Source organism: Catellatospora paridis, from assembly GCF_009720365.1.
Lineage (GTDB): Bacteria > Actinomycetota > Actinomycetes > Mycobacteriales > Micromonosporaceae > Catellatospora > Catellatospora paridis.
On record NZ_ML769317.1, the window covers coordinates 163,938 to 179,527 of the forward strand.

Below are 15,590 nucleotides of genomic sequence, written 5' to 3' on the forward strand. Positions count from 1 at the left end.
ATGTCCACCTACGACTACGCCATGCTTCCCCGGGGCAAACCGACCGCCTCTGATCGGTTTCATCGTCGTGCCGGCGTCGCTGCTCACCACAGTCTGGCTGGCGGTGTCCCCGCCGACAGCCACCGATGCCAACGTTGACAACGCTCCGAAACCGATCGTCGGGTCTTGGTCATCATCGATGAACGTCCGGCCCAGCCACGCCACCAACCCGCCCAGCTGATCCCCAGCTCGCCGGCCACACCCAGCAGTCCCCGCCCACTCGCCACCAACGTCGGCGCAGCACCACACAAAAGCTCGCCCTCGACCTCCGGCGCCCCTACACCGCACAGAAGCGTCCGGCGGCGTCCGGTTTCCGGTCCACCCCACAAGGCCGCCACCAGGACATCCCCTGACATCAATCCGGAATCCGTCGGCATCCGCCCCCGACGACGCCCAGCCCAGTTGACTCAACGCATGAACAGGCCCGAAAAGGAATCCCGAAACGTCCACCGACGGATTTAATCCCCCTCGTCGTGCTCGCCAACGTCGGCGCAGCCATCTCATCCCTAACAGCGATATCCATCGATATTTTGGGAGGTCTCATGCGTAAAGTCCTGCACAGGATCGGAGTCGGATCTGCGGCTGTCCTGCTAGCTATCGCCGGCGCTTTAGTCGCAACCGCCTCACCTGCGTCTGCGTCAGTGACGTGCGGACCGCCTGCGCCAGACTGGGACCCCAGTTGGACACAGGCGATCAATCCGGTCAGCGGCTATTCTGGGCCTGCGATGCGGACAGGACCAGGTCACAATTGCCCTATCCTTGTCCGACCGCCTTGGGGTACCTGGATGCCCCAGAACTGCTACCGGTTCGGTGACACGGTTAACGGCAACAGCATGTGGACGGCTGTCCATTACAACGGATACTTTGGCTGGGTCGCCGGCTATCACCTCACTGGGGCTGGATCCACTCACCTCTGCTGACCGTCTCTGCGTCGAAGCGGTCTCCTGGCATCTGCAGCAGGCCGAGTGACATCCCATGGGACCCCACCGGATCCGTGAGCGGCAGCTAAAGACCTTTCGGGGGTGGGTCTGGTCATGGTGGGGACAGACCGGTAGAGGCGAAGTAGCCGTCAATAAGTCCGTCGCGGTATTGGATGCGTTCGAGCCGGCTTTTGACCATGGCGGTCAGGGTGGCGGCGGTGCGGACGGATAGGTTGGCCAGGCTGCGTTTCATCGTTGACCAGACCTTCTTTACCGGGGTTGAGTTCGGGTGCGTAGGCCGGTAGCTGGTAGATGCGCAGCCATGGCCGGCCAGCCATGGCTGCGCATTGCGGCTGACTTTTGCATGGTGCGGTATATGAGCCGGCTGCGATATCCGGGCCGGTAACACAGCAGGCCGGCCACTGACACGCGGGCGATGCCGGCGGCGGTGACATTGACGATCGGGGTTTGGTTGCCTGGCACCCAGGTGCTGGCCTTGGTGGCCCGTAGGGTTTTGCCGCATTCGGGCTCAACGAAGTTAGCGGGGGTCGAGGTGGCCTCGGAACCGACGTGTTGTGGCGGAGCGGGTGCGTAGCCGTTGGTCGACAGCGTTGCGGAAGCCGTACGCGTCGCGGGCGAGGGTCTTCGTCACGCGGTTGGTGGCCTCGGAGCCGGCGTTGGTGATCCCGGTGCGGATGAACGCCAGGATCTGTGGCCACCAGGTCTGCACCGTGGTGGCCAGGCGCTCCAGCTCGGGCAGGCCCGCGTCGGTGCAGCGGCGGTAGAAGCGGTAGAGCAGGTCCGCCACGTCTTCCCGATCGGGGTGAGTGCGGGCCGTGGCCAGCAGGTCGAGGAGGTCTTCCTTGGCGTTCCACGCGGCCAGGATCGGCAGCCCGATCCGTGGCGGCAGGCCCTTGAGCTCACCTTCGAGCTCGGCGACCAGGTCACCGTCCATCCGGGCCGCGGATCGGGTCAGCCGGTTGCGCGGCTCCCACTCGCGATCGCGCTTGCGGCCGCGGCGGCCACGCACCTGCATCGTGACCGGCGGCGTACGTCGGTCACCGTGGCGTTGGCGAGCTGAACGAGGTGGAAGTGATCGACGAGGGTGGCGTGGGGTAGTGCCTGCCTGACCGCTGCTTTGAAAATCGTGCACATGTCGATCGCGACATGGCGCACCTGCTCACGCCACGACTTCGGCTGGCCGAGCAGCCATTCGGCGACGACCTGGGCGGTGCGGCCCTCGACCTGCCCGAGCTGGCCCTGCCCGTCGGACAGGTCGCAGAAGCCGACGTGCCATTGGTCGACCACGGTCTGCCACGACTGTGCCACCTTCGAACTGCCATTTCGGCCTGCCCCGCCTGACCTCGTCGATGCCCAGAACCTCTACCGGCTGCGGGTGGGCGGGAAGCGCGGCCGCGGCGTATGCGGTGAACGCCGCGGCCGCTACCGGCCAAGAGACGTCGTGGTCGCGTGCGGCCTGCACGATCGTGCGCCCGCCGTCGGCGACCGCGGCACCGGCCGCCGCCCGCAACCGGCAAGTCAACCGCTCACGAGCTGGCACGACAGCTACCGCCTCGGTGAACGAGGCACGGGCGCAGCCGGGCTCGGCGCAATGCCATCGCCGTTTGTACCAGCGCAACCGGGTAGGACGCCCACACAGGGGCAGGTCAGGCGGCCGGGTCACCCGCCTTCCCTTCGACCGCCGCGCCGACGTCCCGCACTCAGGACCGCGTAGTGCCCGCTCATCAGCGGTGACCAGGTCCACGACGGGCCCTCCGCCCCGTCAGCGACCGCGGTGACAACCCAGCCCGTCAAGTCCGAGCAGCCGAGTCGTATTGTTACCCATGCTCGTGGCTCTTCTGTTGTGATCAACTTTGTCTCGACAGCAGGATGATCGCTGATGGCCGAAGGGCACCTACGCATCAGGGCTCCACGTGGGACGCGAGGTTGCCGACAGCCTCGTCAACCTCGCCGTGCCGTCATATAGAGATGCGCTCGCATGATCAGCATTGCAAGCGGGGGACAAACGGACCATGAGCAACAGTGGCGAGCTCGCCCAAAAGGTAGTAGCGGAACTGCGCCTTGCCGGGCTTCCGGCCTGGGGTCCCGAACAGCCCGGCGGGCGGAGCGGCTTCGGCGTTGAGGAGCGAAGTGAGCCGGCTCCCACGGTCATGGTGACTGTAGTTTGGCTCGCGTCCGAAGAGCTCAAAAACAAAGCCTTCGAGGTGATGGCCGCCGATCCCCGGCATCCCCTACTGCGTCATCTGGGATTCGTAGGGATCACGATGGCTGAGGCCATCATGGAGATACTTCGCTCTGCGGGACTAGACGCACACATGAGTACCGACGATTTGAGTCCCGGTGTGGTCGAGGTATTCGCGTCAGTGGACTGATGAAGCATCCTGCCCCCTGCTCTTCACGGGTGATCGACTTGCCCCAATAACAAGATGATCACTGTGGGGCCACAGGGTGACTAACCGTCAGCGGTCCTGGACTACCCACCGCTGCGTTACCCCCCGCTAAGTTCGTTGAGCCCGCATTCGTCGGCGAAGCAGATCCAGGCGTTCAGGCGCGGGCGACTCTTTAGCCCGACCGCCGGTAGTGGCGCCAGTGGGTGATGGCCTGCTCGTCACGTTCGGCAGCGATCTGCCGGTAGCTGGGCGGTGTGGCCCACACGGCGCATCGCCTGCCACACCATGGTGACGCCTACCCGAACGTGGGAACATGGTGGCGATCAGCGTCTGGACCCGGCCCAGGGTCCACCGCTGATCCTGCTCACAGCCGGCAGCGGCGGGCCAATGCGGGACTCTTCTGTTCCGCGGAGTCGCTACCAGGTATGGGACGAGCCTAGAAATCGGAACCAGGCGATGGCACCCGCCTATGGGCCCGCCTCGGGCAATAATCGGCGATAGAGGACATCGATGTGTTCTCCGCTCTATGCCGGATCAACGAACTTGATGGGGGTCGGAGCACTCCGGTGGCCTGTCCTGAGTGGACCCTGAGGGAAGGTGTCTATGGCCATCGGGGATCATCTTGTTGTCGAGGCAATCACAAATGAAGAGCCACGGGCATGGAGATGCAAAGCCAGGCGGCCAAGGGCCTTTCACCAGGGCGAAACAGTTAGCTAGCCGATTAGGCTCGGAGCAATTCCTGACAGCCCGTCAGGCAGACCTGAAGACCCTGGAGTCGCTCCACTCCCAAAAGGCCGTTCTGCTCCCGATTTCCCCCTGGACAGAGTCGAAAATTGGCTGCATCACAGAGATGTCTGGGACATCAATAGCGACATGTCGATCGCCGTTCCATTCACTTAAGAGACCCGCGGACCCCACAGCCCTACGTAGCGCAGATCGACCGTCTGCCACGGGGCGGGGCTCGGCGAAGAGTACCCGAAGGACACGACGGCCCGACTTCCTGATCAATTGCTTAACGGTTTCTGACTCATCCTTCCCCACTATGTCGCCCAGAGACAGACCATACACATAGAAGGGGATGCAACGAATTTCATATCCGTTCCCTTCATCGACCTCCCGAAGCCAAAGTTGCTCGACCATCCCCCGAAGATCGAACGGAACCAGATCTACCATGGCCAGGTAGTTATTTTCGCCCCTCCATGCAGGGTCCTCGTGGCTAACGTAAGAAACTCCGTCAATCATGACCTGCAAGGCATCCTCCACGATTATGGTCTCAACGAAGTTGGCGGGGTCGGCTGACGCGACCGGGTGTCCAGAGTGGACCCCCGAGGTGAAGGTGCCCGCGACTCTCGGTGATCATCTTGTTGTCTACGCAAGTCGATCACAAGTGAAGAGCCCCGGGAATGGAAGATGCTACGACCCGGCTGCTGGGCCTCGACGGCCTGGCTGTCACCGGGGTCGCCGACGGCCGCTCGGCCCGGTCGTTGATCTGATCACCGCTGATGAGCAGGCACGCCGGTGTCCGGAGTGCGGCACGCCGGCACGCCGGCCGAAGGGCCGGCGGGTGACCCGGCCGCGCGACCTGCCGGTCGGCGGGCGTCCCACCAGGTTGCGTTGGTACAAGCGCCGCTGGCGCTGTGACGAGCCCGGCTGCCGGCGTGCGTCGTTCACCGAGGCCGTGGCCGCCGTCCCGGCCCGCAAACGGCTGACCACCCGGCTGCGGTCGGCCGCCGGCGCGGCGGTCGGCGACGGTGGGCGCACGATCGTGCAGTCCGCACGAGATCACGACGTGTCCTGGCCGGTGGTGGCCGCGGCGTTCACCACGCACGCCGCCGCGGTGCTGCCAGACCAGCCGCAACCGGTGCAGGTGCTGGGCATCGACGAGGTCCGCCGGGGTCGGGCGAAGTGGGAGTTCGACGAGGCCACACAGTCATGGCAGACCGTCGTCGACCGCCGGCACGTGGGCTTCGTGGACCTGTCCGCCGGGCAGGGCCTGCTCAGGTAGGTCGAGGGCCGCACCGCCCAGGTCGTGGCCGACTGGCTTCTCGCTAGGCCGAAGGCGGGGCGCAAGCAGGTGCGGTTCATGGCCATCGACATGTGCACGGTGTTCAAGTCCGCGATCGTGCAGGCACTGCCGCATGTCCAACTCGTCGTCGATCACTTTCATGTGGTGCAGCTGGCCAACGCCACGGTGACCGAGGTCCGCCGCCGGGTCACCGTGCAGGTCCGCGGCCGGCGCGCAAAGGCAATCGCGAGTGGGAGCTGCGCAACCGGCTGACTCGCTCAGCGGCCCGGATGGCCGGTGACCAGGTCGCCGGACTCGAAGGCGAGCTCAAGGGCCTACCGTCGCGGATCGGCGTGCCGATCCTGACGGCGTGGAACGCCAAGGAGGACCTGCTCGACCTCCTCGCGCTGGCCCGCACCGACCCGAACTGTGAGGACGTCGCCGACCTGCTCTACCGGTTCTACCGCCGGTGCGCCGAGTCCGGCCCGCCCGAGCTGGAGCGTCTGGCCACCACGGTGCAGACCTGGTGGCCGGAGATCCTGGCGTTCATCCGCACCGGGATCACCAACGCAGGCTCTGAGGGCACCAACCGGGTGATCAAGACCGTAGGCAGGGACGCATACGGCTTCCGCAACCCCGTCAACCAGCGGCTACGCACCCGCTGCGTCACTACTCGGCGAGCCCGCGGCCACCTCGACCCCCGCTAACTTCGCTGAGCCTCTATGCCGTTCACGCCACAAACCATTCACCGACAGTGCAGGCCACGTAGGAACACGTCTGACCGAGCCCATAAACAGTCCGAACGACCGGACGACACAGTGCGCTACTCGGGTTGAATAGCTGCTGCGTCGCCGAGCTCGTCGAGTGCTATATCGTTGTCGCCGATGCGACAGTCACTACGCTGTGCGCGGTCCCTGCCGCTATGGCGAGCGCAGGCGTGTCCATCGCAGGAATGTCGCATTGGCCGTTGCCGTTTGAGCCGTATGCCTTGACTCGCCCGTCCACGGTGAGGATGAGGGCGTGCGCGTCACCCGCGGCGACGGCTTTGACGTCCGTGAGCAGATGGAGCGGACCGAATTGGCCTTGATCGTTGCGACCCCAGCCGTGGAGACGGCCGTCGCTGTCGACAGCCAGGGAATGCGCGCCCCCGGCACTGATGCCCACGATCTGCTGGGCGAACCGAGGCACGTGAACCTGCCCGTGGCGGTTGTCGCCCCAGCCGAGGACCGTCCCGTCCTGCCGGAGCGCGAGCATGTGCCTGGTGCCCGCGGCGATGGCCACGACGTCCTGGCAGTCGTCGGGGGGGGTCGCGCTGTTGCCTGCCGCGGCAGGCCAGCACAGCACGGTTCCATCCGCGCGTAGGGCCATGTTGTGCGCCCGCCCGGCTGCTACGGCGACGATGTCGTAGGCGTCTTTCGGGAGCCTGGCGAGCAGGGTTCCGGTGCGGTCCCAGCCGGTCAGGGTCCGGTCCCTGCGGATCGCCAGAGTGCGGTCGCCGCCGGCGGCGATGTAGGCCATGTCGAATCCGACGCGTCGGATGTCGGAGCTGCCGCGAGTGCCGCCCCAGATCGTCACGGTGCCGTCGGTGTGCAGCGCAGCGGTGTGCACGGTGCCGGCTGCGACCTGGGTGACGTCGGCGACGTCGGTCGGCGTGTGCGCCTGTCCGTAGGTGGTGTCACCCCAGCTGCGTACGCGGCCGGGCGGAGCCGTGTGTCGCGGAGCTTTGCGGGGCAGGTCGCTGCCGTCCACCGCGGCCGGTGGACGTGGGCCGGGAATCAGGCGCTGCTCGACCAGCACCGTGCCGCGGGGGGTGTCCTGCCTGCCGGCGCCGGTCGTCGACCCGGCCTGCGGTCGTTGACTGACGATCGTGGCGCCGCGTGCTGTCTGTGTCGTCGGATCGGCCGATGTCAGCAGGTGGCTTTCGGCGCTGTGCCGGGAGTACAGCACCGGAGTCAGCCACTCGATCGGGTTGGCGCCGGCGAATATGCGTATCCGTGCGGTAGTGATCGCCTCCTCGATGGAGTCGCCCTCGGCGAGGCTTTCATACAGGCCCTGGGTGAACGCGCGGCAGGCGTCGTCGCTGATGCCGAACTGCATGGAAATCGCGGTCGGGACCTGTTGTAGGAGCAGCGTTTGGGCGACGCCGGCGAACGGGTCGCGGATGTCGGCCCGGCCGGCCTCGCAGGAATTGAGCACGACGAGGCCGAGCTCGCGGAAGTTCAGCAGCACCGCGGCGAAGTCGTCTGCCCGGTGCCACACCCCCCGGTCCTCGCCCGGGTGGAACAGCAGCAGCTCGCCGGTGACCTCCTTGCGGTTGTAGCGGCCGTGGCCGATGAAGTGCAGGACGTGCGGCCGGAAACGCATCATCTTGTCGTGAAGATCCGGCAGGGCGGCGCGCTGCAGTATCTCGAGGCGGATGTCACCGGTTTCCACTCTGGCCGCGACCGCACGCTGCAGCAGGGCGGTCTCGGCTGCGACGTCGATGACGTCTTCGTCACCTTCGGGATTGGAGATCACCGCGAGGATGCGTACCGGCTGGTCGATCGCGATGCGTCGCTCGGATTCGGCGGCGGGCAGGAACCGGATGACGGGCGTGGCCGTGTTGTGGTTGAGGTAGCGCCGCCGGTCGGGGTCGTAGAGCAGTTCCCATGGCAGAGGTGCCAGCGCCGGTGCTGCTGACAGGTCCAGGCGGATGCGCATACCGTGCTCGTCGCGGATGGCGCCGAGGCTGCGCTCGTAGCAGCCGTAGACGGTCTGCTGGAAGATCCGCGTGAACAGGGCAGCGCCGAGGTCGCGCACCGAGGTGTGCAGCGACGGCAGGCCCGCACGGTTGGCGCCGGGCCGCAAGGCGATCCGGTCGACCTGGCTGCTGAATTCGTCGAACGACAGTTCGAACCGGGTGATGCCGGCTGACTGTCCGGCGGGCGATGCCGTGACTCGGGCGGTGTACGCGGACCGGTCCGCCTGAATTTCAAGATCGAAGTTCTGGTACTTCAATCTCGCCACGGTCGCCCCTACGTCGCGAAGTCAACTGGTGTTCAGATTAGTGGGTGGGGATCGGATCCGCCGTCACGCGGGCCCTGCCCGAGAGAAATTCGGGACTGTCGGCCGTGCGTCCTCTCCGTGCACCGCCCCGGCGAGGGACATACGGTCCAACGTGTGGTGTCGAACGACCGTCACCTTGGCCGATGGGCACGCCAGGACTCGACCCCCTGGCAGCGTCGCAGGAGTGTGATTCGTGCCTATGATGTGACACGCCGGTTGGTGCATTGGCGCCGACCGGCTATGAAGCGTTCCGAGACTTTTTCGCGATCATGGCTTGACGCGTGTATCTGGAGGCGGTCGTGCCCGGCTGGCAGGTGGTGAACACACCTGACGGTCTGCGGCACCCTCACGTCGCCGTCCGCTTACAGGGCACATCGCGTACGGAATCTTCCGGACCCGGGCGCCGTCCACGGTCGTCGGCATTCACCGCCTGGACACCCGATCGTGGCCACATCGGTCTCGTCAGCGCCATGGGGCGTTCGATATGCTTGGATGCTCCAGATGGTTGCGTACAGTGCTCGCCCGATGCTGACGTGACCACGCGAGCAGGGGAGCGTCTCGGGCCGCATCGTCGCTTCATCTTGTTCGGGCGGTGATCGATGGCGGAAAACGCTAGGCCGACCCACCTTGGGGTCGTCGCCAGACCGAGCGTGGCCGACAAGGAAAGACTTGTCCGTGCGATCAGAGCCGTATCGGCCATGACCGACTCGGCGCAGCGTCCCGCATTGCTGCTGGAATTGCGAGAGGCGTTCGGTGACGACTTCGTCGCCAACGACCAGAATACGCGGGTCGAGATCTTGACCCTCGTCAACCACTGCATAGGCAATGGGCGAGTGCGTGACCTCGTCAGCATCCTGCGTATGGTGGGTGGCCCGACGCCCGAATGGCGCCGCCTGGTAGTCGTCGTGGATCAACTCTTCCCGGTCGAGATAGCCGACGGCGCGCCACCGGACCTGCTGGACCTGCTGCGCGGAACGGCGACATCGAGCCTCGACGAGGCGCTGCGCGATCCGGTGATCATGAGCTATCTGTCCACCGGTGAACCTCCGCTGTATGCCGACGACGCGTTCGTCGCGCTACAGGCATTCGACGGCATGGAGGGCGGACGAGCGCAGGCGCACTTCCTGGAGCTGCTCGCGCACGCCGAGAACGCCCACGAACTGCATCGTTTCGCCCGGCTCATAGCTCAGCACCACGGCAGCAGCGACGAGATCCACAACCTGTGCCTGTCTCTGGGCGGGGAGCTGTCGGAGGCAACGGCTGCCCAGGAGAACACCGCAGTCGACACCGGCCCCGGCGCCGCCTCGACCGCCCCGTCCGACACGAACCCGCACACTGGAGACGACGACGTGACCATCGATACGACCGGTACAGCACACAGCGGCGTCGTGCCTGCCTCTCTTCCAGTGATCTGGGGTGGCGTGCCGCCACGCAACCGGAACTTCGTTGGACGCGAAACCCTGCTCGACCAGATCCAGCGCACCCTCGGTCGATACGTGCGCGCCACACTCATGCCGCAGGCACAGCCGTTGCACGGCTTCGGCGGCGTCGGCAAGAGCCAGATCGCCACCGAGTTCGCGTACAAGTACCAACGCGACTACGACCTCATCTGGTGGGTTCAGGCCGACGACGACCGCGCCATCCGCCGCTCGCTCAACTCACTGGCCCGCAGACTCGGGATCCGGGAGAGCGCGGACGTCGACTCCACCATCGCCAGCGTGCTCGACCTGCTGAGGCTGGGCCGGCCCTATTCGCGTTGGCTGCTCATCTTCGACAACGCCGGCGACCCGGACCAGGTGCTGCCATACCTGCCCTCCGAAGGCCCGGGCGACGTGCTGATCACCTCCCGCAGCCGCGACTGGTCGGCCCGGCCCAACGCCATCGAAGTGCCGGTGTTCACCACCGAAGAAAGCGTCCAACTGCTCACCGCCCAATGGCGCGGGCTCACCGACGCGCAGGCCGAGCGACTGGCCGACACACTCGATCACCTGCCACTGGCGCTGGAGCAGGCTGCCGCCACCCACGAACAGACCGGTATCCCCTTCGACGAATACCTCAACACCCTGGCGGCAGAACCGACGGACGTGCTGGAGGAAGGCCGGCCCGTCGGATATCCGTACCCGCTGGCCAGTGCGGTACGTCTGTCGCTCGAACGGCTCGGCGCCAGTTCCCCGGCGGCGGTCGAACTCATCCAGGTCTGCTCGTTCCTGAGCGCCCAGCCGATCAGCATCCAGATGCTGACCCGAGGCCGCGGCGCCGCCCTGCCGACGAAGCTGCAGAACGTCCTACGCGGGGACGCGATCGGCCTGCGGAAGATCGTCCGCGAGATCGGCCGCTACGCGCTGGCCCAGATCGACTCCGGCCGCGACCTCATTCGCATCCACGCCCTGGTGGGCCTGCTCGTGCGCGACGCCATGACCGAAGAACAGCGCGCCGCCGCCCGCGCCAGCGCACACGAACTGCTGGCCTTCGCCAATCCCGGCTCACCCGACAACCCCGGCAACTGGCAGCAGTACGCGCAGATCTCCCCGCACGTCATTCCCAGTGACATCGTGACGTCCACCGAACCCGGTGCCCGCCGCGTCGTACTCGACCAGGTCCGCTACCTTTACACCATCGGCGACTACGGAGCCAGCCTGAGCCTGTGCGAGCTGGCCCTCGACAAGTGGGAGCAGCTCGACGAGATCACGCTCGTCGCCAAACGCCACCGCGGCAACGCCCTGCGCACGCTGGGCCGCTATGCCGAAGCCAAGGAACTCAACCAGCAGACCTACGCGCTCATGCAGCAACAGCTCGGTGTGGACCACGAGCACACCCTGTTCACCGCCGGCCTGGTCGCCGCCGACCTGCGCCTTGCCGGCAAGTTCCACGAAGCCCGTCAGGTTGACGAGGACACGCTGCGGCGATACAACGACGTCTTGGGCGAGGACGACCCCGAGACCCTGCGCGCAGCCCACAACCTCGCCGTCGACCTGCGCATCCTCGGCGACTTCGCAGGCGCCTACGACCTGGACACCCGCACCCTGAGCCGCCTGGTCGACGAGCTGGGCGAGGACCACCCCCGCACCCTGCACACACACAGCAGCCGAGTGCGAGACATGCTTGGACTGGGCGAGTACGGCCCGGCGCTCGCCGCCCAACTCGAAAAGTTCCCCGTACAGGTGACACTGCTCGGTCCCCGGCACGGCGACGTGATCCTCGCCCGCCGCAACCTGGCCATCCTGCACCGCAAGGCCGGTGACTACCCTGCCGCGGTCGAGCAGGCACGCAGCAACCTCGACATCAGCCGAGACCGGTTCGGCGACTCCAACGCCCTGACCCTCGCCGCGATGGCGACGCTGGTCAACGTCCTGCGCGTCAGCGGTGAGATCGACCAGGCAGCCCGGCTCGGCGACGAAACGCTATGCGGCTACCGCCAAGCGCTGGGCGTCGACCACCCCTTCACCCACGCGGCCGCGGTGAACTACGCCATCGTGCTGCGCCGCACCAGGGAAGCCGAGCGGGCCCGGGAATTGACCGCATCAGCGCTGGAAAGACTCGAGCAGCTGCTGGGAGCCGACCACCCGTACTCGCTGATCACGGCCGCCAACCACTCCAACGACCTCGCGATCGCCGAGGAGACCGCACAGGCTCTGGCCTTGTCGCAGGTCACCTACGACCGCTCGCTGCAGGTGAGGGCGCTGGACCACCCCGCGACCCTGGCTTGCGCCGCGAACCTCGCACTTGATCTGGACGCCAACGGCCGCGCGACCGAAGCCAACCAGCTGCGCAAGTCGACCCTCGTCAAGATGACGGCACGACTGGGCCGTGGCCACCCCGACACGCTGTCGATGGCGTTGGACCAGCGGATGGAGACCGACATCGAGGTCCCGACGATGTAGGCGGTTTCAGCGGGCCTCCGCGGCGTTCGCCGGCGCGAGCCAGGCGGCCAGCGCAGCGACGTCGACGGGTGCGCGGTCATCGACCTGCGCCAGCGTGAACGCGAGCGTCGGGTGGCGTGCCAGCGCGGGCAACCCCACGTGCGGGGCGCAGGCCACCAGGCCGCTCCACGCGGCGACGTCGGCCCGGTCTCGGGAGATCGCCCGCTGATAGTCCTCCGCAGCCGCCCGATGGTCGCCTTCCAGCAGTAGCCGGTCACCGCGCGACAACAGCGGCGACGCCGAGCCGACACCTGACGCGAGCAGGTTCCGCGCGGCATCGCACAGTGCGGCGCTGCGACCGGACGTACGCGGCTGGACAGGCCGGAACCTAGCCGGACCGAGGCTTGGCAGGCGATGCCCGGCCAGGTCCGGGGCTGCTGCCCGGCGCTGCCAGGCGTCGGTCCAGCCGGCCGCGTGAGAAGGATCAGCCACGGCCTGTCCCAGCCACCACCGGGCTCGTTGCTCGACGACCAGGTCGGTGGCGGCCCGGGCCACGACGTCAGAGATCTGGCCGGTAGGCCAGCCGGCGGCGACGCCCTGCATCAGTTCGCACAGCATGAGGCCGTCGGTCGTGAGCTCGCGGCAGGTGCGGAGCGTGTCCAGAGCTTGGAGGACCTGGCTGCGAGTCAAGGCGAACTCGAACGTGGCGAACGGGGACGCCGACCGGGGCTCGTTCAGCCAGAACCCGGCGACTGCGGTGAACGCGAACGCGCCGTGCAGCAGGCCCGCGGCAGGCCGAGGGTCGTCGCGCCACGGGGAATGGTAGAGCTGGCGACGAGGTAGCAGGTAGAGCGGTCGCAGATCGTTGATGCCGTTCAGCACGGTGTGGCGCAGCTCGTGGATCAACGTGGCGGCCAGTGAGTGGTCAGTCGTCGGCGAGTTCAGCGCGACGGCGCCGAAAGCTCCCCGTGCCGTGGCGCTGACGTTGCCGCCGCCGGGGGGCGCGGCCAACGGGACGATGGCATCCACGACGTCCGCGACCGAACGTGCCCAGTGAGGGTGCCTGGCGGCGATGAGCCGCCAGGCCGCGTTCAACCTGTCCGACCACCAGCGCACGCTGCTATCGGACAGCCGTGGCGAGGCGACGCCGCCGTAGACCGCGCGGTAGGGGTCGATGTCATCGAGCTCCGGCGTCCAGGCCGCGGCCGCCGCCCCGATGCGCAGACTCCGCACCGGCCGCCACATCGATGATCGCAGCGTCGCAGGTCGGCAGACGAGCCGCCCGACGGCGGCCGGATGACGGGCGCCGCCGGTGCGGAACTGGAGGTGGAGCAGGCGGTTGACCGGCCGGCGCAGTTCGAGTTCACCGAGGCTGGGTACGAGGATCCGCCCCCGGCGGGCCAGGACCCGCACGGTGGTGGGGCGGTTGGCCCGAATGGCGCACGCCAGTGCGACCGCCCCTATGCCGGCCACATGATCGAACGAGGTGACTCGTTTGTCGCCGTTGCTCACCTGCTGAAGTGCGGCCGTGAGCCAGCGCCCGACCTGGTGGTGCGTCATCACCGCACGGAACTGCTCAGGGGAGGCCTGCTGCGCCCGTGACAGTGCGGCGAGGTTGACGGCCAGGTGATCCTTGTGGGCGGCGTGCCTACGGATACCGTCGACCACGGCCCGCAGGGTCAGCAGGTTCTTGCTGAACTGGCCGTCACGCAGTCTTCGAAGGTCCTGGTGACGCCAGGGCCCGGTGGTGAGCCCGACGAACGCGTCCTGCGGGAGCCGGTGTGTGATCAAACCGCTGCTCCGCTGACGTCGGCTGCGAGCCGCCGGTTGATGTGCCTGATGAGCAGGGCCAGAGCCGTGCAGTACACCGAGGGGTTCGCGAAGCCGCTGTCCGGTGCGTAGCGGTGGGCGACGTGGCCGCCGCCGCATACTGCCACCAGCGTGCAGGACCGGCAGTCGGCCGCGAGGGCTTCCAGACCCGACTGCTGAGCGATGACGGAAGGGTGTTTCAAGGCGTCGTCGAAGTCGTGGTCGGTGACGTTCAATCCGGTCAGCGCCGCACCGTCGTAGGCCGACCTGAACGAGTCGACCAGCTGGATCGAACCGTCGACGTCGACGACGACGTGACCCAGCGGGCTCAGACCGATGTGCGAGGATCGGGTCTGCCTGCCCAGCTGAACGGCCATGATGTCGTGGAACAGCCGGACGACCGGGCCGTCGACCGCCCCGTACCAGTGATCGAACGCGCGCGTGAGCCACTGCCCGTAGGCGCCGGCCACGGTGGTGTCCTCAGGTAGCGGGGGTGGCCGGTGGTGGTTGGCATGGGGCAGCAGGAAGTCGATTACAGGGGGCCGGTGGGCAGCCAACGCCGTGTAGGTCTCCACCGGGTCGGCCTGAGGGTCGATGACGCACAACAGGCCGGCGAACATCGGGCGGTGCTCGGGGCTCGACAGCCGGCGTAGGCCGTCGGCGACGAGCCGGTAGGTGCCGCGGCGATCGTGGGTCAGCCGGTGCGTGTCGTGCGTCGATGCGCTGCCGTCCAGGCTCACTCCGACTCGGATGCCCAGACCGCGCAGCTCAGTGAGCATGTCTTCGGTGAGCAACGTGCCGTTGGTCTGCACCTGGACGTTGACACGGACATCTGGTGCTGAGCGGCCCCGCAGGCAGGCGACGATCTGGTGCAGGCGCTCGCGGCCGATCAGCAGCGGTTCGCCGCCGTGCAGGACCACGGTGACCTCGGCCAGCTGATGGCGGGCGGCGTGTTCTGCGATGCGGGAGGCCGTCTGGCCGATCACCGATGGCGACATGAATCGGGGCTGGTTCCGCCACGTCATGTCACCCATTTGATAGATGTAGCAGTAGTCGCAGGACAGATTGCAGCGGCTGGCGACTTTCACGACGAATTCATGGAACGGTCTCACGCGGCGTGCAAATGGATGTAGCGCCGGCGCCTCAGATCGTCGAGGCATATCCGCTGGTGATCGTGTCGCCGCCATGGCGGCTCTCCTCCAGAACCCTGCGTAGTGCCGCAGCCAGACGCTTTTCACGGGAGTTCAGCAGATCCTCGAGCGGCAGGTCGGTGAGATCGACCAGTTCGTCTGGCCCGGGCTCCGATTTGTGCACGGTAACCTCACTTCTCCCAGACGACGCGCCAGCCTTAATGAAAACGATACTTTGATATTCGCCGTTTCCCAAGGGTTGCCTGGGTGCGTGGGACAGTGCAGGAAACCCACGTCGACACGACATCTTTGGACGGGTGGTCGATCGGCTCTTCGATCTCAGCCCGAACGGGTGGAGCCGTGGCGACGGG

11 protein-coding genes and 1 pseudogene are annotated in these 15,590 nt (G+C 66.9%); 5 read left to right on the plus strand and 7 right to left on the minus strand.

Annotation, left to right across the window (positions count from 1 at the left end; genetic code table 11):
• Window positions 1-1,071: 1,071 nt before the first annotated feature.
• Both F9C41_RS41350 and F9C41_RS42270 read right to left on the minus strand, forming a co-directional pair.
• Window positions 1,072-1,212, minus strand: a complete 141-nt coding sequence (locus F9C41_RS41350) for a hypothetical protein (RefSeq protein WP_230689738.1) — start codon at window positions 1,210-1,212, stop codon at window positions 1,072-1,074.
• A 285-nt stretch (window positions 1,213-1,497) separates the two neighbouring features.
• Window positions 1,498-2,805: pseudogene (locus F9C41_RS42270) on the minus strand (ISL3 family transposase).
• 187 nt (window positions 2,806-2,992) lie between these two features.
• Between F9C41_RS42270 and F9C41_RS18700 the strand changes: the two are divergent.
• Window positions 2,993-3,352: a hypothetical protein gene (locus F9C41_RS18700; protein WP_155388108.1), complete on the plus strand. Its 360-nt coding sequence runs from the start codon at window positions 2,993-2,995 to the stop codon at window positions 3,350-3,352.
• 768 nt (window positions 3,353-4,120) lie between these two features.
• On the opposite strand, the gene F9C41_RS42180 is transcribed toward F9C41_RS18700, so the two are convergent.
• A complete protein-coding gene (locus F9C41_RS42180) occupies window positions 4,121-4,612 on the minus strand; it encodes a DUF4265 domain-containing protein (protein ID WP_196279835.1) in 492 nt (163 codons plus the stop codon).
• Window positions 4,613-4,934: 322 nt separating this feature from the next.
• Between F9C41_RS42180 and F9C41_RS41360 the strand changes: the two genes are divergently transcribed.
• The 3 genes from F9C41_RS41360 to F9C41_RS41845 are packed head-to-tail and all read left to right on the plus strand — an operon-like array spanning window position 4,935 to window position 6,082.
• Complete coding sequence (locus F9C41_RS41360; RefSeq protein ID WP_230689739.1) at window positions 4,935-5,375, plus strand: transposase family protein; 441 nt, start codon at window positions 4,935-4,937, stop codon at window positions 5,373-5,375.
• A 24-nt stretch (window positions 5,376-5,399) separates the two neighbouring features.
• On the plus strand, window positions 5,400-5,648 hold the full coding sequence (locus tag F9C41_RS41840) for a transposase (protein ID WP_269058941.1): 249 nt from the start codon (window positions 5,400-5,402) through the stop codon (window positions 5,646-5,648).
• A gap of 17 nt (window positions 5,649-5,665) precedes the next feature.
• Window positions 5,666-6,082 carry a transposase gene (locus tag F9C41_RS41845; RefSeq protein ID WP_269058942.1) on the plus strand — a complete coding sequence of 139 codons (417 nt, stop codon included), beginning with the start codon at window positions 5,666-5,668 and terminating at the stop codon, window positions 6,080-6,082.
• Between the two features lie 160 nt (window positions 6,083-6,242).
• Here F9C41_RS41845 and F9C41_RS18715 read toward each other — a convergent pair whose 3' ends face one another.
• Window positions 6,243-8,372: a CHAT domain-containing protein gene (locus F9C41_RS18715; RefSeq protein ID WP_155388110.1), complete on the minus strand. Its 2,130-nt coding sequence runs from the start codon at window positions 8,370-8,372 to the stop codon at window positions 6,243-6,245.
• A gap of 647 nt (window positions 8,373-9,019) precedes the next feature.
• Between F9C41_RS18715 and fxsT the strand changes: the two genes are divergently transcribed.
• Window positions 9,020-12,301, plus strand: coding sequence for an FxSxx-COOH system tetratricopeptide repeat protein (fxsT, locus tag F9C41_RS18720; RefSeq protein WP_155388111.1), 3,282 nt, complete (start codon window positions 9,020-9,022; stop codon window positions 12,299-12,301).
• Between the two features lie 6 nt (window positions 12,302-12,307).
• Here the strand turns inward: fxsT and F9C41_RS18725 are convergent, their stop codons facing one another.
• Genes F9C41_RS18725 through fxsA form a run of 3 tightly spaced genes read right to left on the minus strand, consistent with a single transcriptional unit; the run spans window position 12,308 to window position 15,403 of the window.
• Window positions 12,308-14,071, minus strand: a complete 1,764-nt coding sequence (locus F9C41_RS18725) for an HEXXH motif domain-containing protein (protein ID WP_196279837.1) — start codon at window positions 14,069-14,071, stop codon at window positions 12,308-12,310.
• Window positions 14,068-15,276: an FxsB family cyclophane-forming radical SAM/SPASM peptide maturase gene (locus F9C41_RS18730; protein ID WP_230689740.1), complete on the minus strand. Its 1,209-nt coding sequence runs from the start codon at window positions 15,274-15,276 to the stop codon at window positions 14,068-14,070. The genes F9C41_RS18725 and F9C41_RS18730 overlap by 4 nt, the downstream gene beginning before the upstream one ends.
• Window positions 15,233-15,403 (minus strand): FxSxx-COOH cyclophane-containing RiPP peptide, encoded by a 171-nt coding sequence (fxsA, locus tag F9C41_RS40730; protein ID WP_196279838.1) that lies wholly within the window; start codon window positions 15,401-15,403, stop codon window positions 15,233-15,235. The genes F9C41_RS18730 and fxsA overlap by 44 nt, the downstream gene beginning before the upstream one ends.
• Window positions 15,404-15,590: the final 187 nt, after the last annotated feature.